The organism is Streptomyces sp. NPDC054863 (assembly GCF_053610825.1).
The window spans coordinates 15,152-36,376 of record NZ_JBSGZD010000057.1 but is presented as its reverse complement, the minus strand read 5'-3'; the positions used below and the strand labels follow the sequence as shown (position 1 = coordinate 36,376).

General features: G+C 69.4%; 12 protein-coding genes. 1 reads left to right on the top strand and 11 read right to left on the bottom strand.

Annotation, left to right across the window (positions count from 1 at the left end; translation table 11 throughout):
• Positions 1 to 444: 444 nt before the first annotated feature.
• The 10 genes from ACWGIG_RS13845 to sbnA form a co-directional block, all read right to left on the bottom strand.
• Positions 445 to 4,548 carry an amino acid adenylation domain-containing protein gene (locus ACWGIG_RS13845; protein ID WP_453321782.1) on the bottom strand — a complete coding sequence of 1,368 codons (4,104 nt, stop codon included), beginning with the start codon at positions 4,546 to 4,548 and terminating at the stop codon, positions 445 to 447.
• Entirely contained in the window at positions 4,541 to 5,500 is a 960-nt protein-coding gene (locus ACWGIG_RS13840) for a 3-hydroxyacyl-CoA dehydrogenase family protein (protein ID WP_453321781.1), read from the bottom strand. Before ACWGIG_RS13840 ends, ACWGIG_RS13845 begins: the two co-directional genes overlap by 8 nt.
• A 32-nt stretch (positions 5,501 to 5,532) precedes the next feature.
• Entirely contained in the window at positions 5,533 to 10,887 is a 5,355-nt protein-coding gene (locus ACWGIG_RS13835) for a condensation domain-containing protein (RefSeq protein WP_453321780.1), read from the bottom strand.
• A 1-nt stretch (position 10,888) separates the two neighbouring features.
• On the bottom strand, positions 10,889 to 12,694 hold the full coding sequence (locus ACWGIG_RS13830; protein WP_453321779.1) for an amino acid adenylation domain-containing protein: 1,806 nt from the start codon (positions 12,692 to 12,694) through the stop codon (positions 10,889 to 10,891).
• Between the two features lie 134 nt (positions 12,695 to 12,828).
• Complete coding sequence (locus ACWGIG_RS13825; protein WP_453321778.1) at positions 12,829 to 13,878, bottom strand: HAD-IIIC family phosphatase; 1,050 nt, start codon at positions 13,876 to 13,878, stop codon at positions 12,829 to 12,831.
• Positions 13,875 to 15,104, bottom strand: coding sequence for an acyl-CoA dehydrogenase family protein (locus ACWGIG_RS13820; protein ID WP_453321777.1), 1,230 nt, complete (start codon positions 15,102 to 15,104; stop codon positions 13,875 to 13,877). The genes ACWGIG_RS13825 and ACWGIG_RS13820 overlap by 4 nt, the downstream gene beginning before the upstream one ends.
• A complete protein-coding gene (locus tag ACWGIG_RS13815; protein WP_453321776.1) occupies positions 15,088 to 15,360 on the bottom strand; it encodes an acyl carrier protein in 273 nt (90 codons plus the stop codon). The genes ACWGIG_RS13820 and ACWGIG_RS13815 overlap by 17 nt, the downstream gene beginning before the upstream one ends.
• Complete coding sequence (locus ACWGIG_RS13810) at positions 15,357 to 16,370, bottom strand: ketoacyl-ACP synthase III family protein (RefSeq protein WP_453321775.1); 1,014 nt, start codon at positions 16,368 to 16,370, stop codon at positions 15,357 to 15,359. The genes ACWGIG_RS13815 and ACWGIG_RS13810 overlap by 4 nt, the downstream gene beginning before the upstream one ends.
• Positions 16,371 to 16,482: 112 nt before the next feature.
• Positions 16,483 to 17,271 carry a thioesterase II family protein gene (locus ACWGIG_RS13805; RefSeq protein WP_453321774.1) on the bottom strand — a complete coding sequence of 263 codons (789 nt, stop codon included), beginning with the start codon at positions 17,269 to 17,271 and terminating at the stop codon, positions 16,483 to 16,485.
• A 28-nt stretch (positions 17,272 to 17,299) separates the two neighbouring features.
• Positions 17,300 to 18,244: a 2,3-diaminopropionate biosynthesis protein SbnA gene (gene sbnA, locus ACWGIG_RS13800; protein ID WP_453321773.1), complete on the bottom strand. Its 945-nt coding sequence runs from the start codon at positions 18,242 to 18,244 to the stop codon at positions 17,300 to 17,302.
• A gap of 982 nt (positions 18,245 to 19,226) precedes the next feature.
• Between sbnA and ACWGIG_RS13795 the strand changes: the two genes are divergently transcribed.
• Positions 19,227 to 20,120 (top strand): AfsR/SARP family transcriptional regulator, encoded by an 894-nt coding sequence (locus ACWGIG_RS13795; RefSeq protein ID WP_453321772.1) that lies wholly within the window; start codon positions 19,227 to 19,229, stop codon positions 20,118 to 20,120.
• On the opposite strand, the gene sbnB is transcribed toward ACWGIG_RS13795, so the two are convergent.
• Positions 20,111 to 21,130, bottom strand: coding sequence for a 2,3-diaminopropionate biosynthesis protein SbnB (sbnB, locus tag ACWGIG_RS13790; RefSeq protein ID WP_453321783.1), 1,020 nt, complete (start codon positions 21,128 to 21,130; stop codon positions 20,111 to 20,113). The two genes, ACWGIG_RS13795 and sbnB, sit on opposite strands and share 10 nt — an antisense overlap.
• Positions 21,131 to 21,225 lie beyond the last annotated feature (95 nt).

Genomic DNA, 21,225 nt, shown 5'->3' with positions numbered 1-21,225 from the left:
CCGACGTCCTGTTCGCCATGCTCCGCGACGGCACCTTCTACGACCCCCAACCCGCCCCAACCCCTTGACCAAAGTCATAGGGGCACCCCCCCCCGCCACCAACCGGCGGCGGGGGGGGGCAGGAACGGCCCTGCCAGCGGGCGTGCGGGGCTGTGTCGGCGGATCGGCACTCTCCGTACGGGCGAGATCACGCTCACCTACGACCACCCGGCCCGCACCCTGACCACTGACACCCTGCACACAGAATGGATCCTCATCGGCTGACGCCGGACCCGCCCCGCGAGCCGGAAAGCCGCCTCGTACCGCTCCGGATCGAGATCTCCGGCAAGCTCGAACGCATCGCCAGTTGGTACCGGACCGGGGGCGCCAACCAGATACCTTGCCGCGTTGTGGTGAGCGGCGCGACGGGTGATCTGCCGCGCGCGCATGCTCCGTGCTCGTTCTTCACGGAGTGTTCACCGACCTCTTCTGTCGTGCCTTGGAGGCCCACTGTTCGACAAGTACCCGCCCGACGTCGCCGAGCGCGGCAAAGCGTCCCATCTCCAAGTGCGTGCAGTCGACCGGCAGAACGTCGAGCGACCCCTTGATCAGCGGGCGCCACAGGCCGAACGCGATCTCGGGCAAGTGTTCCTGCGCGGTGAACACCACGGTGTTGCCGCCGAACGGGCGAGGCCTGTGCAGGTTGGCAACCCGCGCGTTGTTGGCCAAGGTCCGGGCCAGCGCGGCGATCTGCTGCTCGTCGTACGCGCCCAGCAGCCCCTCCCCCGCACGGGTGATCTCCACGAACCGCGGGTACGTCAGCGACTCACCCGCCCACAGGGAGGGGTCGTAGCCGAAGAGTTCCAGGAGCATCGCGAGGACGTCCGGGCCGGCGACCGAACCCGCCGCGGCCTCGGCGACGCCCACGTCTTCGGGGTAGGCATCCAGGATCGCCAGCGTCTCCACCGACTCGCCGCTCTCCTCCAGCTGTACCGCCATCTCGTGGGCGACCATTCCGCCGAAGGACCAGCCGAGGAGATGGTAGGGGCCCGTGGGCTGGACGGACCTGACATGGTCCAGGTAGTCCGCCGCCATCTCCCGCACCGACGCGGGCAGAGCTTCGGGGCCGTGCAGGCCCCGGGCCTGCAGGCCGTACACCGGCCGGTCGGCGCCGAGCGGCGAGGTGAGTCCCGCGTAGCACCAGGCGAAGCCCACCGCCGGGTGCACGCAGAACAGAGGAGCTTGGTCGCCCGACTCCCGCAGCGTCAACAGGACTCCGGTAGCGGTGCCCTGGGGACCCTCCTGGGCGCCCCGCCACCTGTTGCCCACGGTGTCGTCGCCCGCCTCGGGCGAGAGGTTCAGGGCCGCTCGCGGCGCGTCCTGCGCCTTCGTAGCGTTCGTCTCGCGCACGACCCGGGCCAGCGCTCCCACCGTCTTGTGCTCGAAGATGTCCTGTGGTGTCAGGACGAAACCCACGCGACGCAGTCGGCTCAGCAGCTGGATCGACATGACGCTGTCGCCGCCGAGGTCGAAGAAGCTGACGTCCGCGGCAACTTCGGGAAGCTGAAGCACCTCGCGGAACACCCTCGCCACACGCTCCTCCCGCGCCCCGATGGCGGCCCGCGGGTCGGCCTCCAGCGGCCGGACGCCCGTCGGCAGCTTCCCGCGGTCGAGCTTGCCGTTGCCCGTACGCGGCAGCGTGGTGGTGGCATACAGCTCGGCCGGCACCAGATGTGCGGGCAGCCGCTCGGCCGCCCAGTCCCGCAGCACGTGGCCGCCGGGAAGACGAGCTCCCTCCGCGGGCACCAGGTAGGCCACGAGCCTGGCGTCGCCCGTCGCGCCCTTGCTGACACGGGCCATCACTTCGGTGACGTCGGGGTGTTGGGCGAGCACCGCCTCCACCTCGCCGAGTTCGATGCGGAAGCCGTTGACCTTGACCTGGGCATCCGTACGGCCGAGGAATTCAAGGCGGCCGTCGGGGCGCCAACTGGCCAGATCACCGGTCCGGTACATCCGCGCGCCGGGCGGGCCGAAGGGGTCGGCGACGAAACGCTCCGCGGTCAGCCCGGGGCGGCGCAGATATCCCCGGGCCAGGCCGCCTCCCGCCAGGTACAACTCGCCCTGGCGACCGGACTCCACCTGCTGGAGCGAGCTGTCGAGCACGTAGGCGCGCGTGCCGCTCAGCGGCCGTCCGATGGGCGGTGCCCCCTCCGGCACAGGGCCGCCGCCCGCCGGGGCAGGGCCACCGACGGTGGCCTCTGTGGCATAGACGGTCGCTTCGGTGGGCCCGTACATATTGAGCAGCCGAGTGCCCGGCATGATCTCCCGGATCCGCGCGGCGAGGGTGGCGGGGAGTGCCTCACCACACATCGCGACCGTCGTGGCCGACACCTCAAGACCGCCGGTCTCCATCAGCTTGGAGAACACCGAGGGGACGGCGCACAGCAGACCGCCGGACCAGCGTGGTGGATCGCCGTCGAGCAGCGACAGGAGACTGTCGACCACCTCGACGCTGCCGCCGCCCGCCAGCGCCGGGAAGATCTCGGCGACCGATATGTCGAAGCTGAAGGAGGTCGCGGCCAGCGTGTGTGCCAACGACTCGGCACCGAATCCGTTGACCACCCAGCCCACCAGCGCGACCGCACCGCTGTGCGGCACCACGACCCCCTTGGGCGTTCCCGTGGAGCCCGAGGTGTAGATGACATACGCGGGATGCAAGGGCCGCAGCGGCTCGGGGCGGTCGGCGTCGGACGGTGCCGCGGGTGAGAAGCGTTCCAACTCCTCGGTGATCGCGGGCTCGTCGAGCCGGATGATCGCGGTCGGCCGACTCGCACTGTCCGCCGCGTACGAGTCGATGGCGGTGCTGGTCAGCACAGTGTGGGGTGCTGCGTCCTCGATCATGAAGCGGAGCCGCTCGGCCGGGTAACCGGGGTCGAGCGGCAGGTACGCGGCACCGGCCTTGAGCACCGCGAGCATCGCCACGAGCGTCCCGGCGCTCCGGGGAAGCAACAGTCCAACGACCGACTCCGGTCCAGCACCCCGGTCGAGCAGGAGCCGGGCCAGCCGGTTGGCACGCTCGTGGAGTTCCGTGTACGTGAGCTTGCCGTCGGCATCGATGACGGCGACCGCGTCGGGGTAGCTCCGGGCGGCGCTCTCCAGCAGCTCGGTGAGCGTGCGGCCGGACGCTGGGGAGCTCGTACCGCTCGTCCAGGAGCGAACGGCCGCCCGCTCGTCCGCCGCCAGCAGGTCGAAGGTGCCCAGCGGGTCCCCCGGGGCGGCCACGGCCATGGACAGCAGGCGCCCGAAACGCCCGGCGTGCGCGTCGAGTTCGGCGGCGGACCAGCGGTCTGTCGCGCCGCTGAAGACGATCCGCAGGTTCTGGTCCGCGGGGTCGTCGTCGAGTACGACGCGTACGTCGTGGACCGGGTCGGGCGCCAGGTCGTGCACCACCGCGGACAGCTCACCGAACCGCACGGGGGCCCCGGGGGTGCGGAAGTCGGCGATCGGCCCGAACAGCCGGGGCCGGTCGTCCGGCGTCCCGGCCTCACGGCACAGCTCCTGGTGGCCGAGCCGCTGGTGCCTGACTGTCTCGCGCAACTCCCGGGCGACGTCCTGGACGAGTTCTGCGAAGGTGGCGGCGGGCCGTACCGTCAGTCGGAGCGGCACGATGCTCTCGCTCGCGTCCGGGACGCGCCGGCCCACCCGGCTCGGCCGGCCGTCCACCGGCACGCCGATCACCACGTCCGTGGCGCCGCTCAGCCGGTGGGCGTAGGCCGCGACGGCGGCGGACAGCACCGCCCGTGCAGGCACGCCTGCGTCATGGGCAGTAGCGCGTACACGTTCCGTGTCGGTGGTGCCGAGCGTCACCGGGCAGGAGTTGACCGGTGCCCGCAGCCCCCCGGTGTCCCTGGCTGGAGCAGACACGAAGGTCACCGGCTCGGGGAGGTTGGTCAGTCGGCGGCGCCAGTGGGCGCGATCGGCTTCCTGCGCGGAGGATCCGGCGTACCCGGCTGTTGCCGCGGCCAGTTGGTCCCGGGTGGCCAGGGCGCCGTCGGCGGCCGAGCGGCCCTCGGCGAGCGCCGTGTACACCTCGGAGACCCGACGGGTGATCAGCGCACAGCCGAAGCGGTCGACGACGGCCCGGTGGTGCCGGTGGAACCAGTGGTGACGGTCCGGGCCGAGCCGCAGCAGCGCCTGGGTCGACCAGGGCTGCCCGGTCTCCCCGTCTCCTCGTTCGAGCGCTGTACGTGCCCACGCATCGGCCGCGCCCTGTGGGTCCGTCTCCCTGCTCAGATCCACCACCGGCAGCGACAGGCCGTCCGAGATCTCCAGGTCGGGCAGTCCGTCCGGCTGCTCGCCGGTGCAGCGCACCCTCAGTGCGGCGGCCTCGGCCACGACCTGGGCGACCGCCCTGCCCAGCATGGTGAGGTCCAGGTCGCCCTGGATCTCCACGAGTTGGGCGGTGTGGCTGCCCGGGGCGGTTGGCCCTGAACCGGAGTGCCGTAGGGCACGCCAGGCTTCCTGTCCTGCGGCCGACATGTCAGTGGGCGCGCCCTGGCGGTCAGCCATGGTCGGTTCCTCCCCGCGCGATGAGGTGCTGTGGCACGTACTGGTAGAAGCCACTGCCCGATTTGCGTCCCACCTTGCCCTCGGCGACGAGACGGGCCAGCAGGGGGCAGGGCCGGAAGCGGTCCTCGCCGGTGTGCCGGCGCAGCACCTCCAGCGAGTCGGCGATGGTGTCGAGACCGATGAGGTCGGCCGTGCGCAATGGCCCCATGGGGTGGCCGAAGCAGTCCTGGAAGATGCGGTCCACGGTCTCGGCGTCGGCGGTTCCCTCGCCCAACACGGCGGCTGCCTCGTTGAGCGTCAGCATCAGCACCCGGTTCGTCACGAAGCCGGGGGCGTCGCGCACCACGAGAGCGTGCTTTCCGACGCGGGCGAGGAAGGCTTCCGTACGCTCCAGGGCGAGGTCGCTGGTCTCCGGTGCACGGATGACCTCCACGGCGTCCTTGAGCGGTGCCGGGTTCATGAAGTGGGTGCCGATGACCCGGTCGGGGCGGCCGGTGAAGGACCCGAGGCGAGTGACCGGGATGCACGAGGTGTTGGAGGCGAAGATCGTCTCGGCCCCGCAGATCCGGTCCAGCTCGCGGAGTATCCCCTCCTTGATGTCCTCGTCCTCCCGGGCGCATTCCACCACCAGGAGAGCGGCGGCCAGGTCGGCGAGGTCGGCGGACCAGGTCACGAGGGACTCGGCTCGGGGGGCGGGCCCGCCCACCTGCGTCGGCGCTCCGGACCGCCGACGCAGCAGCGCGGCCGTCCTGATCCCGGCACGCAGCCGGGCCGGTGCGGAGTCCAGCGCCCCGGGATCGTTGTCGACGACGACCACGGGGTGGCCGGCTTCGGCAAAGCACTGCGCCACACCGACCCCCATAGTGCCCGCGCCGACGATGCCCACCAGTGCCCCGTCCGGAATGGTCCGCGCGGCCTGCTCGGTCTGTTGAACGTCTGTCTGATCGCCCACTGCTGCAGTTCTCCTTCGTCGACCGAACCACGTCAGTCGGTATGCGCGGGCCGTGTCGTGGCCGGCTTCGTAGGTGTGCTCGCACCGGTCGTCGTACGGAGGGGCCACCAGCTGGACAGCGGTGCGCCGGGGATGCTGGTGGCCGTGTGCAGCATCGTGAGCAGTCCTTCGACGAGTGCTCGGGCAGTCGACGCCTCGAAGAGCTCGGTGCGGTAGTCCAGCGAAACGGACAGCTCGCCGAGCCCCGGCCCTTCGACGACGGACCAGGAGAGGTCCAGCTCGCTGTGGCCGGACGGCAGCGAGAGCCGCCTCGCATCCGTGCCGGGCCACCGCACGGCGGCTGCCTCCAACCCTGCCGCCGAGCCGAGCGCCGCAGGCAGCACCTGGTAGGCGTACGCCACATCGAACAACGGTGCCCTGCCGGGCTCGTCGGGCAGTCCGGCCGCGCGCACGATGCCGTCGAACGGCACGTCCCGGTGTTGTTCCGCGTCGCTGATGACGCGCCGTACCCGGTCGGTGAGCTCCTCGAAGGACGGGTCGTCCGCCAGGTCAAGGCGCAGCGGCAGGCTCCCCGCGGAGGGGCCCGCCCCGGTACGGGCCGCCGAGAGGAGACGCGCCGTGCCCGTCAGCCCGATGAGCACCTCGTCCGCCTCCGAGCGCAGGGCGAGCAGAGCGGCGACGGCCGCAAGCACGCTCTCCCTGGTCCCGAGACGGCCCACCGCGCGGGCGAGGCCGTCGGGAATCCGGGACCCGAGGGTGGCGGTGACGTGGGTGCCGCCGGCAGGCCGGGCCCGGTCCGGTGCAGGCGCGCACTCGGCAAGTCCCGTCAGCGTCCGTGTCCAATAGGCAGGTGGGGCCTCCCGCTGAAGGCCTGTCCCGGGCTCGGGGTGCTCGTCGCACAGTGCGGGCAGCTCGGCCCGGCGTCCGTCCAGGCGGGCACCGTAGAGCGCGAGCAGGTCCCGGAAGAACACCTCCGGCTGACCGCCGTCGTAGGCCTGCCGGTGAGTGGTCACCAGCAGGAGGTTCCGGGCCGGGGCCGACTTTGCGAGGAGCACGTGGAGTCGGCGCCCCGATACTGGATCCAGTACGAGTGCGGCCTCGGCCTGTGCGATCTCTCCGGCTGTGACCAGGGGTTCACGCTCGCCGGAGACGTCCGCGGTGGTGAAGAAGTCCTCGCCGAGCAGCGAACCGTGCCTCACGCCCTCGGGGGCCCTGGCACGCAACACCTCATGCCGCTCCGCCAGCTCCTCCAGCGCTGTGCGCAGCGCGGGGAGCTGCACCTCGCCGCGCAGCTCAAGGCAGCTGACGACGGGGACGCCCACCGGGACCACCGGGGTAGTCGCCCCGTACGGTCGGTCCACGCCCGGCCCGGCCCCCGGGGGAGAACCGCAGGGAAGCTCGTTGCAGCAGGCATCCTGGTTGTCCGCCACGGCGTGCAGCAGCTCCACGAACGCCTCGGACATGGCGGAGATCGTGCCCGCGTCGAAGAGCTGCGTCGCGTACTCCATCATGACCACGAGTTCGTCCTTGTCCGCCAGCTCGCCGACGACCATCGAGATGTCGAACTTGGAGGTGCCGGGGGGCAGCCCGGCGAAGTGTGGGCTGCTGTCCGGGTCGTACCCGGGTATCACAGCGGTTTCGCCGAAGTCGGCGGCCGGTGGCAGCGTCTGGTGTATGTACATCACGTCGAAGAGAGGGTTGCGGCTCGGATCACGGTCGGCCACGACCTCACGCACGACCTTGTCGAACGGGACCTCCTGGTGGTCGAGCGCGCCGAGTACCACCTTGCGCACCTGGCGCAGCAGCTCGCGGAAGCTCGGGTTGCCGGACAGGTCCGAGCGCAGCGCGACGGTGTTGTTGAAGAAGCCGAGCAGATCCCAGAGTTCGGGCCGGTTACGACCGATGGTGGGGGTGCCGACGACGATGTCCCGCTGGCCCGACCATCGTGCGAGCAACACTTTGAGCGAGGTGAGCAGCACCATGAACAGAGTGGCCGTCTCCCGGCCGCCCGCCTCGCGCAGCCGCTGCACCAGTGCGCCCGGGATGGCGAACCAGTGGGTCGCACCCGCGAAGTCCATCCGGTCGGCGCGCGGCCGGTCGGTGGGCAGCTCCAGCGCGGGCGGGCCGCTCAACCGGTCGCGCCAGTAGCTGAGTTCACCGTCAAGGTGGGAGCCGGCCATCAGCTCGCGCTGCCAACGCGCGTAGTCCGCGTACTGCACCGGCAGGGGCTCGACGCGGGGGGCGCGGTTCTCCAGTCGGGCCTTGTAGAACTCCAGCAGATCCTGCATCTGAATCTGCGGAGCCCAGCCGTCGTTCACCGCGTGGTGCGTACATGTGCAGACGATGTGGTCGTCCTCGCCGATCCGCACGACGCTCACTCGTACGAGAGGTTGGTCGGCGATGTCGAAGACCCAGCGCTTGGCGGAGGTGATGATCGGACCCGCAGCGGTCTCCGGAACGTCCTCGCCCGAGACATCGCGGTAGGTGAAGAAGTCGCCCAGCTCGGGCCGGATCACCAGCCCTGGCCTGCCGTCGACCTCGACGAAATTGGACCGCAGCACCTCGTGGTGCCGCGCCAGGTCCTCCCAGGCGAGCCGGAACTTCTCGACGTCCAGGGGGCCGCGGTACCGGGAGGCCGCGGGGAGGTTGTAGAGCGTGGTCGTCGGGTGGAGCTGGTGGTGGAACCACATGCGTTCCTGCCCGTACGACAGCACTGGTTCGCCGCCCGGGACGATCGGCGGCAGCCCGGCGTCGGACACCCCGGGGACGAACGGGGCCGTCGGCTCACTGGCGGCGCCCGGCGATCCAGGCGTGGGCGCGTGCGGCGCCCGGTCGTCAATGGCCTCCGCCAGCGCGCTGACGACGGGGTGGTCGTAGATCTCCACCAGCTTGAGCCGGACCCCGTACCGCACACGGACCCGCTCCACGAGCTGGAGAGCGATGACGGAGTTGCCGCCGATGGAGAAGTAGTCGGCGTCGGCCGGGACCTCATCCGCGTGCAGCAGCTCGACGAGAGTCTCCCGCAGCCAGTCCAGCACGGTGCGGGATTCTTCGGTCCGTTGCCCGCCGGGTGCGCGGACCGGTCCCTCGGCGGCAGGTACAGGTACAGGTACAGGTACTGGTGCAGGAACGAGAGCCTGAGCAGTTGGCCCAGGAGTTGCTTCGTCGATGGACAGCACTTCGCCCAGCGGCCTGGCCCAGCAGCGAACACCGGTGAACGGATGTCCCGGCAGCGGAACCCGGCCCGCCGACGGGTGGGCCCGCAGCACCGGCCAGTCCAGGCCGACGCCCTCCTCGTACAACCTGCCCAGCAGGTCGAGGACGGCGGCGTCGGCGCCGGCGGCACCGGGCCGCAGACAGAGCACGCGGGCGTCCGCGCGGTCGTGGAGACGGTCCGTCAACAGGCTGCTGATCTCGCCACGGGACGCCAGCTCCACGAACACCACGGGGCCGTCGGCGAGCTGCTCCTCCGCCGCCGCGTGAAGCTGCTCCTCCCGCAGCGGGTTGCCCGCCACCGCCGGGTCCTGCCCGCTGTGTGCTCGTCGCAGCGTGGCGGTGTCCTCGGCGCTGAGGTCGCCCCGCAGGTACCGGGCGGTGTAGCGGGAGATCCCCGAACTCATCAGGCCGTCCGGTGAGACGCCGGCCCGGACCAGCCGCCGGTACGTCGCGAGCTGCCCGCCGACCATCGCGGCGCAGTCGGCCGGTACGGGCAACTCGTCCGGGAAGTCGTCCGGCAACCGGTCCGGCTGCTGATCGCGCGGCCCGTCGGGTGTGGCGTCCGCGGAGAGCAGGAAGACCACCCGGGGCGCGGTCCCGGAGCCGGTGGCAGCCACCTCGCCGCCCTCTTCCAACCGACGCCAGGTGACCTCGGCGGCCAGGCGTGCCGCGAGCTCAGAGGTGTCCCGGGCGACCACGGACGCACGGTAGGGGTCGTGGTCCCTGCCCTCGTTCAGGGTTCGTGCGACGTCCGTCAACGGGTGGGCGGTGTGGCGCAGTTCGAGCGACAGCAGCTCGCACTGGGCGAGCAGGTCCGCCCGACTGCGGGCCGACACCGCGACCAGTTGCGGGGTGCCGACAGCGGGGTGTACCGGGGTGGTCGCCGGCGGCTGCTCCACCACGCAGTGCGCGTTGACGCCGCCGAGGCTGAAAGAGCTCACGCCCGCCCGGCGCGTTTCGTCGTCCCACGATTCGAGCGAGGTGACGACCTCGATGCGGGCCCCTTCGAGGTCGACCTCGTCGGCGGGCTCCTCGAAGTGCAGCGACGGATACAGCTCACCGTGGCACACGCTGAGGACCGCCTTGACCAGCCCGGTGATCCCTGCGGCGTGCTCCAGGTGTCCGATGTTGGTCTTGACCGAGCCCACCTTCACCTTACGGTCGCCGTCGGGACGGGCGAGGGCCAGCCCCTCGGCCTCGACTGCGTCGCCGAGCCGGGTGCCCGAACCGTGTGTCTCGATGTATCCGGCGGTCGCCGGGTCCAGCGAGGCATTGCGCCACGCCTTGGTGATGACCCGGGCCTGCGCGCGGGCACTCGGGGTGCTGATGGTCGCGGAGTGCCGGCCGTTGTGCACCACGGCGCTGCCGCGGATCACGGCATGGATGAACGAGCCCTCCGCCACTGCCCGTTCCAGCGTGGTGAGGAGCATCACTGCGCCACCTTCGCCGGCGCCCGCGCCGTCCGCGGCACGGTCGAAGGCGCGGGACCGGGCGGTGGGCGAGAGGATGCCGGGGAAGTCGGCTGTCGCGGCGGCAGGCTGCACGATGTGACGCAGGTTCACCCCGCCCACGACGGCGTGGTCCGCGTCGTCGTCGCCGAGTTCACGGCATGCCTGGTGAACGGCGACGAGCGAGCCGTTGCAGCCGGTGTCCACGCCGTAGCAGGGGCCGGTGAATCCGAAGAGGTGGGAGATCCTGGAGGGCAGGGCGCAGGGGATGTTTCCGGTCGTGCCGAGGGTGCCGTACTCGCGCACCAGGGGTGCGTAGCCGTTGCTCGGCGAACTGAAGATCACCGCTGTCCTGCTGTCCCGGAGCCCGGACGGGGCGTAACCGGCGTTCTCCAGCGCCTCCTCGGTGAGCTGGAGGGCCAGCCGGTGCTGCGGGTCCGTCACCTCCGCCTCGCGCCGGGAAAGACCGAAGTGCTTGTGGTCGAAGAGGTCGATCCGCTCCAGGTAGCCCATCTCCGGGTAGTCGTGCCGGGGGTCGAGCCCGGTGGTCCGGATCCGTTCCTCGGGGATCGGGCGCACCGAGTCCCTCCCCGCCCGCAGGTTCGCCCGGAAGGCGGTGAGGGAGTCCGCCTGCGGGAATCTCGTGGCGATGCCGATCACCGCGACGGCCGGTCTGCCGTGTGTCACACCCGTACCGCTCATGTCGCCTCTCCGATCGTGCATGTCAGAACTCATAGGTGGCCGGCCGGGCGGGTTCCTCGGCCTGGGTGGGCCCGCCCAGGCGGTCGGCGATCCGCTGCGCCTGGGCGGCGATGGTGATGTGGTCGAACAGCTCGCCCACCCGCAGTGCTTCGGGCCATTGCTCGTCCAGCCTGTCGTGCAGGTCGATCACCTTGAGCGAACTCCCGCCGACGTCGAAGAAGTTGTCGTCCGGGGTGGAGTCGGAGTGCCCGAGGACCTCCGCCCAGATCCGGCCGACTGCGAGCCGGTGCCCGCTCCAGTCCCCGCCCGCAGTGCCCCCGGAGTCCTGCCGGTCCGTCGGGATCAGCGTGCGGAGCACGGCCCGGTCCGCCTTGGTGCTGCGGTCCAGCGGCATGTGGTCGACCGGTACGAACAGGGTCGGTACGGCCTGGTCCACCAGCTTGCCGCGGCAGTGTCCGCGCAGCTCCGTGGCGTCCGGCGGCCTGCTGCCCGGCGTCGGCAGTACGAATGCGATCACCTGCGGCTCGTCGTGCCCGGCGCGCTCGCAGAGCACCACGGCCTGCTCCACGCCCGCATGGCTTTCCAGCACGTTCTCGACCTCGCCGAGTTCGATCCTCATGCCGCGGATCTTGGCCTGATTGTCCGCTCTGCCGTGGTAGAGCAGCGCGCCCCGTTCGTCGACGCTGGCGATGTCCCCGGTGCGGTAGAGGCGCCCGCCCGGTCGCCCGTACGCGTCCGGGACGAACCGCTCGGCCGTATGGGCCGGCTGGTTCGCATAGCCGATGGCCACCAGGGAGCCGCCGACGTGGAGCTCGCCCCGCTCCCCGGCCGGAACCTCACGCAACTGTTCGTCCAGTACCAGGGTCTGCACTCCCGGCCACGGCCGCCCGATCGGGACACGCTCCAGGGCCGGGTCGGGGTTGATCTCCACCGTGCAGGCGATGGTCGTCTCGGTGGGCCCGTACTCGTTGACGATCGGTATCCGTGGCAACTGCTCGTGGTGTGCGCCCACCAGCTGGGGAGTGCACACCTCGCCCCCCACGACCACAAGACGCAGCGTGTCGGGCAGCCCGCCGGGATCCTGCAGCACCGCCCGGTAGTAGGAGGGGATGTTGAACAGGTGGGTCACACGGTGTTCCCTGGCCAGCCGGACGAACTCCGCCACCTGCACGAGCTGATGGGGATCGGGCAGCACCAGTGTGTGACCGCCGGTGAGCGACCAGAACATTCCGCCGAGGATCCCGTCGAAGGACAGCCGTAACGCGATGAGGAAGACGGAGTGCTCGGTGCCGTACACCGGCCCCCGGCAGCTGATGGACGCCGAGAGCTGGCCCCGGCTGACCAGCACGCCTTTCGGCACACCGGTGGACCCCGAGGTGTAGGCGACGTAGGCGGGACTCGTCTCCGGAACCGGTGGGTACGGGGCGGTGGGCAGCTCCTGGCCCGCCTCGATGAGCCGCGCCAGTCCGGGGTCCGCCGCGTCCAGCACCGCTGGTGGGTCGGGCATCGCCGCGAGCACGGAGGCAGGTACGGCGTCGCCGCCCTCGCTCAGCACCACCGCGCAGTCGACGTCCCGGCACAGCGCCTCGAACCTCCCTACGGGCAGGTCGGGTTCCAGTACCGCCCAGGTGGCACCGGTGCGCAGTGCGGCGAGCATGGCCACCACGGACAGGGCGCTCTGCTGCGTCCGCACACAGACGACCCGTCCCGGCCTCAGCCCGTGCTCCCACAGCAGCCGCGCGAGACCGGCCGTGGCGTGGTCGAGTTCGCGGTACGTCAGCGAGTCCTCGCCGATGACGAGCGCGGTCGCCTCGGGCGTCGCAGCCACCTGGCTCCGGAAGGCGGCCCACACAGGTCTTACTTCTACGGGGGCCTCCATGGGGACCTCTGGGACGAACTCGCCGGTGCCACCGGGATGTCGGGTCATCGCAGCCTCGCTTCCTGTGTCGTCCCCCGTGCTGGTCATGCCGCACCGACGATCACGCGCGTATGGCCGGGGGCCTTGCCCTGCGGGCGCTCCGGGTCCACGGCGAGCACGAGGCGGTCCCCGTCGGTGTCCGTCGTCTCGTAGCCGGCGAAGCGCATGGTGACCAGCAGGTTCCGGTTGACCCCGTTCGGGGTGAAGTGCGCGACCGGGCGGCGGCCGTCCGCCAGGGCCTGCTGGATGAGGTGGTGCAGCAGTACGTTCCCCGCGCCGCGCGAGGCGACCCGGCAGGACATCAGCATCAGCCGCAGGACCGAGTCCCGCCCGACGAGTTCGGTGACGGACAGGCCGATGATCCCGTAGTCACCGAAGCGGTCCCGGAGCGTGGCCAGCCGCACCTGGTGGTCCGGGGAGCTGCTCAACCGCCGCAGTTCGTCGATGCCGTAGGTCAGCCCCGTGCTGTTGAGCTGATGAGTGCGGACGGTCAGCTCGCTCGCCCTGGAGAGGTCTTCCTCGGTGGCCGGGCGTAGTTCCATGACCAGGCCGAGCGAGTCGAGGAACGCCTGGCGTCCTTCGGTGAACTCCTCCTCGGCCTCCTGGCGTTGCCACTCGGCCTGGTAGAGCCGGCGTCGCCCGGTGGCTTCCGCGGAGATGTGCTCGGGCCGGAAGTCCCGGAACTGCGGCAGCTGTCCGACCTCCGTCGCCGGGTAGCAGCGGACCATGGGGAGTTCGCTTTCGACCTCCGCCCGCTCCACCGGGTCGTTGTCGACGAACGCGACGGTGTCCAGAGCGATGTTGAGGGCCTTCGCGATCCGGCGCACCGCACCGGACTTGGCACCCCATCCCACCTGTACCGCGCAGAACCAGTCGTCCAGCCGACGTTCCGCCAGATGGCGTTGAGTGACGCTGCGTTCGCCCCGGCTGGCGGCGGCATGCAGGATGCCGCGACGGTCCAGCTCCGCCAGGGTCTCCAGCGCCACGGGGAAGGGGGTGGGATCGTCACCCTCCAGCACCACTCCGTTCCACAGAGTGTCGTCCAGGTCCCACACGAGGCACTTGACGGTGGGAGCGGGCGATACCGCCGTCACGACGCACCTCCGGGGAGAAGGGGCGCAACGGGGCGGTCCGTGCCGCGCGCCGCCTCACCGAAGCGACGTAACAACCGCTCGGCTATGTGAAGTTCGGACACCTGCTGGGCTCCTTCGATGATCTCCATGACCTTGGCGTCCCGGAAGTGACGGCCCGCCCTGCTGTCGGGCGCGCAGCCTGCCGAGCCGAGCACCTGGACGGCGTCACGGCTCGCCGTCGCCGCCGCGGAAGCCGCCGCGTACTTGGCCATGAGCGTCTCGGGCACCCCGTGTCCCGGGCCCGGGGCCCGTGCCTCGGCGGCTCTGCGGGCGAGTGCGCGGGCCCCGGCGGCGTCCACCGCCGCCCTGGCCAGCAGCGAACGGACCAACTGGTGGTCTCCCAGGGGGACTTCGCCCTGCCTACGGACCGCCGCGTGGGTGGCGGCGTCCTCGACGCACGCCTCCGCCATGCCCACGCATCCCCAGGCAACAGTGAAGCGGCCGTGGTCGAGCGCGGTCCCGACGACATGGGAGAGACCCAGGCCTGGAGGGGCGATCAGCTGACGCCTCGGCACCCGCACGCCGTCGAAGGTCAGATGGGCGATCCGGGCGGCCCGCATACCGAGCTGACCGTTCACCGGCTCCCGCTCGACACCGGCCCGGTCAGCGTCCACGAGTACGGCGGCCGGTCGCCCCTCGTACTTGCCGAGCACCAGGAACACGTCGGCGACCGCACCGAAGGTGACCCACCTCTTGCGACCGCTCACGACCAGCTCCTGCTGATCCGACCGGCCCGATGCCTCGATACGGGTCTCCACCGAGCCCAGGGCGCTGCCGGCGGCCTGCTCGGTCACCGCGAAGCCCGCGGTGAGCTCGCCGCCGGCCAGCCGGGGCAGCCAGTCGTCCCGTTGCTCCGCCGTTCCCCAGCGCAGCAGCGCCGCCGCGACCATGCCCTGTACAGTCAGCAGCCCGCGCAGGGCGCTGCACTCCGCGCCGATCCGTGCGGTGATCTCCCCGAGCGCGAGCGGCCCGAGGCCCGCTCCCCCGTACCGCTGGGGCAGGTCGGCGGCGAGCAGTCCCGACACGGCGAACTCCGTACGCACCGAATCGGGGAGTCCGCCCTCCTGGTCCCAACGAGAGGCACAGGCATGTGCGTGGGCCGCCAGGTCGTCCGCCACCCGGGACAGGTCCAGGGGCGGCGAATCCGCCTTCACAGTTCCGGGGCCGCTTTCAGGAACTCTCGACATGCGCCACCCCCGGCTCAGGCGCAGCAGTTTTGCGCCGTACGAACTCCGTGATGCGGTGGGCGGTCCTGAAGCTGTCCAGATCCAGGTCCTCGACCTCGACGACGAGGGCGAAGCGGTTCTCGACGAAGGTCACCAACTCCAGCGCGAACAGTGAGTCCGCGAGGCCTTGTGCGAAGTAGTCGTCGTCCGGCTCGATCTGCAGGCGAAGCGCCGCGCTCAGAAAGTCGGTGATCTGCTCGGTGATGTCGTCGTTCATGCCACGTCCTCCTGTGGGCCGGTTTCGACCAGCAGCAGACTCCAGGCGGCCACCGGGCTGACGTTGATCAGGACCGCGAGGCCGCCGGGGGCCAGCTCCTCGCGGTCGAGTGCGGTGCGGAGATTGAGGAAGACGTCGTTGGGGCCGAGGTGTCCGTACTCCCGCAGGTTCTGCCGGCACGTCGGCAGCAGTTCGATGTCCAGGGAGTCCTCAAGGAAGGTGAAACTCCCGGCGGACAGGTTCTGGCTGACGAAGCCGCCGATGTCCCCGCGGCCGATCCCGTTGCGCCGCAGCAGGTCGCCCAGCATCGAGGAGAGGCGGTTGCGCGTCTCCATGGCCAGGCCGAAGGAGTAGGTGCTGGGCTCCGTGCACTGTTCGCGCCACTGGGTGGTGGGGCGGTCCCGGTAGTCCACGTGGAAGAGGTCCCAGTAACGCCCGTTGGTCAGCTGCGCGATGTCCCGTATGCGTATCGGCCCGCTCCGGGAGAGCAGCAGCGCCTGCCCGCCGTCGCCGTTCACCGTGACGGGGTGGCGGTAGCGCAGGGCGGCGGCCGGCTTGCTGCCGTGCACGACCAGGACGTCGTCCAGGGCCGGGTCTGCGGCCAGCATTCCGCGGGCCGTCAGCAAGGCCGGGGTGATCGAGACACAGCCGAGTCCGCCCACCGAGAAGGTGAGGGCGTTGTCGGCGCCGAGCCGCTGCTGGAGCTGAGTCACCTCGGAGCTGAGGAACGTCTCTTGGACCCGCGACTCCACCATCACCAGGGCGCCCAGGTCCCGGGCGTCAAGCCCCGCCTCTTCGAGAGCCCGGCGCGCGGCACGTTCTGCGAGTGTGACGGAGCTGAGCCGGTCGTCCGCCCGGATCGTGTCGATGCCCAGAGCGTCGCGGGTGGCGCGCTCGGTCTCGTCGAGCGTCCGTACCTCGGTGATCGGCACAGTGTGCTCGGGCAGATACCAGGCGGCACTGCGGATGGCGACGGGTGCTCCGCGGTACTGGAGGGCCTGCTGGGACACGGTTGTTCCCCTCTCGTCCGAGGCAGGATGTCCGGCCGGGCGCCGCGGTACGGAGATGCGCCGGGCCTGTGCTCTGTTCGGACATGTTCTTGCCTCCTTGACTTGTGCGGCATCACGCGGTTGGCAGTGGGCGTTGCTGCCTCTCGGCGCGCGGCGTCATCTGCCGGGCAACTCCGAGCTTGGCCGTGATCAGGTCGGCGACCTCCTCGATGCGATCGTCGAGGAAGAAGTGACCGCCAGGCAGGACCCGTACATCGGTCGTGCTCGCCGAGTACTCACCCCAGGCCGCCACGCCTTCCGGTGTGACTACAGGATCGCTGTCACCCACGAGTACGGAAATCGGGCAGGCGAGGCGCGGCCCGGGGGGCCAGCTGTAGCTCCTGAGCGCCTTGTAGTCGGCACGTACCGACGGCAGGACCAGGGCCATCAGGTCCGGGTCCTCCAGTACGACGGCACTGGTGCCTCCGAGAGCGCGGATCTCCTCAATGAGCTCGCTGTCCTTGTCCAGCGTGCCGTGGGCGTGCGGCTCTGCCCGCGGGGTGCCGTACCCGGAGAGGAAGAGCCGTTGCGGCCCTGAGGCCGAGCGCTGTTCCAGACGGCGGGCCGTCTCGTAGGCGACGAGCGCGCCCATGCTGTGTCCGAACAGGACGTACGGGCGGTCCGAGTGGGGCCGCAACGCTTGTGCGGCTCCGTCCGCCAACTGATCGATGGTGTCGAGCGGCGTCTCACCGAAGCGCTCCTGGCGGCCGGGATACTGCACGGCGAGCACCTCGATGCCCGGGGCGAGCGCCCGGGACATCGGTACGAAGCTGCTGGCCGCGCCGCCCGCGTGCGGGAAGCAGATCAGCCGCGTCGCACCCGGAACGCAGTCGTCGAAACGCCGGAACCACTCGTCGTTCATGCCTCTCCCATCTCCTCTTCCCGCCTTCTCAGCGGATCGGATCGAGTTCCCCGAGCGTCAGCCCTGATCCGTAGGAACGGGCCAGCCACTCGTCGTCGTAGATCGTCTCCAGGTAATTGCCGCCGAAGTCCGGGGAGATGGCTACCGAGGTGACGTCGTCCCTGATGTCGTTGGCCGCCAGCCACGCGAGAGCTCCGCTGACCACCGTTCCGGTCGAGCCGCCGAAGAGGAAGCCGTGACCAGCCAGTTCATGGCACATCCGGACGGTGTCGGGTTCGGAGACGCAGATGACGTCGTCCACCAGGGAGGGATCCAGAATGCCCGGTCGCACACTGGTGCCGAGTCCGGGAATCAGGCGAACGCCGGGCGGGCTTCCGAAGGTCACGGAGCCCACGGTGTCGATGGCCACGATCCTGACCTCCGGAAGATTCTCGCGGAAGTAGGTGGCACAGCCCATGAGAGTGCCGGTGGTGCCCGCGCCTATGAAGAGGATGCCGGCCCCGGGAAACGCTTTTGCGATCTCGGGCCCGGTGGTCCGGTAGTGGCCCGTCCAGTTTCCGTCGCTGCTGTACTGATTGAGCCACAGGTAACCCACTTCCGATGCGACCAGCCTCCGGACGTACGCGAGGCGGGCACCGAGGAAGCCGCTTTCGGGATCGGGTTCGCTAATGACGTGGACCGTGGCTCCAAGGGTCTCCATCAGACGCCGGGCAGAACGATTGCATCTCGTGTCGGTGACACAGATGAATCGGTATCCGCGGCTCGCAGCCACGATGCTCAGCGCGACGCCCATGTTCCCCGATGAGGATTCGATCAACGTCGCACCGGGGAAGATCTCTCCCGTGCGTTCCTTCGCCTCGACCATCTCGGTAGCGGCCTTGAGCTTGATCGAGCCGGCGAAGTTGAATCCCTCGCACTTGAGGAAGATTCGGCGTCCGACACTTGGCCGGAGATCGACGTAGAGGTCATCCACGTTGAAGTCCAGAGGATTCGAGATAATAGTTGTCACCTGTTGCAACCCAATCTCGTCCGGGAAGAGGCGAGCGACGGAGGTAAGAAGGCGGGCTGTACGCGAAGTATGGTGCATCATGCGGAGCCCTCGGCGAATGAAGGGATGAACGCCCTGCCCCGAAGCCCTCCCCGGCCACGAAGCGATACTCACGATCCCTCCAATATTTGACCTATACAGAAACTGTGGATCACACCGCGCCACTCATACGGAATCTTGAATTCCACACATGTGAATTCTGTGATCGTCTCAGAACGAGGTCACACCCGTCGCCTCACACGTCGCCCCCTTACTTCCTACACGGCATCCTGGGCCCCTTCCATTGATAACAGTCGGCTATACCACCCCGTGGACCAGCAGTGATTACTCCACGTCACGAGCAGACATCGATAGAAATTCGACATAGCTCCACCTCAGACCTCAAGTGGACGATCGTCTTTATTCCCGACATTACGTTTGAATCGACATTCACACACCTCGCCGGATACCCCTGCGCAACCCTTCGGAGGGGGAGTTCATAATCAACCTTGACTACCGTTCCTGGCCGTGCCTACAGTCGCCAAAGTGGCAGCAATGAAACAAGGACCCGCTTGACAGTGGCGGTTCACGGGGAACTACGGGGAGTCAAACGATGCCTTGCGTGCGGGTTCAAACCTTTTCGCCACTCCTCACTTCCGCCCCCGTGAAGGCCAGCCCGTCATCGACGGTCCTCCCTGGCGGGTCGGTTCCGCCCCGCACCTACTTTCCTTCTGCTCTTCATTGAGAATAAGAAAGCCGGCCGGGTGGAATGCACCCGGCACCACTCTCATCCTTCCAACGATTGGCACAACCTGGCTCGCTCTCGTCCGAGAGGCCGTTTCGCCATGCACTCTTTCAATTCACCTGGGGAGTTTCATCAGTGTTGGAGTTTCGCATTCTCGGACCGGTCGGGTTATGGTCGGAGAACTTGGAGATCCCGCTCAATGGCACCAAACAGCGCACCATGCTCGCGGCCTTACTGCTCGCCAGCGAACGCGTACTTCCCGACTATCAATTAGGTGAAGCCCTCTGGGGGAAAAATCCACCAGGCACCTACCAGGCACAGATATACACCTACGCCTCACGGCTGCGCCAGCATCTTGAGGGCCATGCGGAGATAATTCGCAAGGGTTCGGGATACATGATGCGGATCATCTCGGGGAAATTCGACTACAGCGTGTTCGACACACTGTCCCGCTCCGGCCAGACCGCACTGCGGGCCCGTAAGTACGCCAGAGCGGCAGACGCACTGCGCGCCGCTCTCGACCTCTGGCGAGGTCCCACTCTGACCGATGTGACCGAACATCTGGGCGAGACCGAGAGACCTGGCATCGCGGAAGCCCACATGGAGACCCTGGAGAGCCGGATCTCCGCGGATCTCGCGCTCGGCCGCCACGATCAGCTCACCTCCGAACTGGTCGGCCTGGTGCGCGCCAATCCACTGCGCGAACGGCTGCGAGCCCAGCTCATGGTGGCGTTCTACGCGAGCGACCGGCAGGCCGAGGCCTTCGCGGTGTTCCACGAGGGGCGCGAGCAGCTGGAGAAGGATCTCGGCGTCGACCCCGGCGCCACGCTGCGCCACACCTATCAGGCGATCCTCACCGGTGGCATCGACGAAACCTGGCACGAGTCGTTCGTCAACGCACCCGGCCACGACGCGCTCGCCCCGAGCCCGTACGGCCGTCCCGGCTCCGCCGCACCACGCCGACCGGCCGGCACCGCCCAAGTCGCTGCGCACACAGGCCGGTTGCTCACGATCACCGAAGGCCTGACCGACCATCCCGGGAGCTTCTTCGCAGTGGACGGCCTGCGTCAGCCGTAACGCTTCAGCTCGGTGAAGAAGCCAGGGACGGTGTTCAGCGCACCGTCCGCGGCCACCCGGTCATAGATGTGCTTCGCCACGGCCAGATCCAGGATTCCCAGCCCGAACGGCGAGAAGATCACCGGCCGGTCCGGCAGGCACGTCGCCTCTCCGGTCAGTACGTCGAAGAGAGTGCCGGTCACGAAGTCCCGGTTGCCCACCTGCTGTTCGGTCAGATGCAGCGACGTGCCGGCCTTCATACAGTGCTCGGTGTCGTCGGTGACGTTGTGGGACGCCAGGACGATTTCCGGCGACAGGTCGCGCAGCGACACGTGCAGTACGAGTGGGTTGTGGCCGAACCACTCGGGGTCGGTCACATGCGGCTGCCCGGCGACGGTCGCGAAGACGATCAGGTCGGAGGACCTGATCAGCTCTTCGGCCGTCTCATGGATGGTGGTCGTGCCGTCCTCGGTCCGCACGAGAGCGCCCTGGAAGCCCTTGGCGTGCTCGGCCGACAGGTCGAAGATCCCCAACTCGTCGAACTCGAAGCCGTTCGCGGCGAGATAGGTGTGGAGGAAGCGGGCGATGAGTCCGGTCCCGAAGAAGCCCACCCTGGTCGGGCGGCTGCCCCGCTGCTTGCTCAGCTCCACCGCGGCCAGCGCCGCCGAGGCGGCGGTCCGCGCCGCGCTGATGATGGAGCTCTCGAAGCAGGCGAACGGATACCCGGTCCGCGCGTCATTGAGAATCAGCACGGCTGAGGCGCGCGGAATGCCCGCGGCCACGTTCTCGGGGAAGCTTGAGATCCACTTCATTCCGTGCACATCCACCTCGCCCTTGAGCGACGCGGGCAGCGCGATGATGCGGGAGGACGGACGGTCGGGGAAGGTCAGGAAGTACGAGTCCGGATTCAGCGTTCGGCCCGTCCCGTGCAACCTGTAGGCCGCCTCGACGATCCTCGTGACCTGTTCCTCGTTGCCACTGATCACCTCGTGCACCTGAGCACCCGGGATCACGCTGAAGACGGGGGGTATGGGCTGGTTCACTTGAGGCCTTCCTGGTCGCTGTGCTGTGTCGTTGAGGTACTGGGCCGTTGTCGCGGGGGAGATCTCTGTGCCGTCGTGCCGTG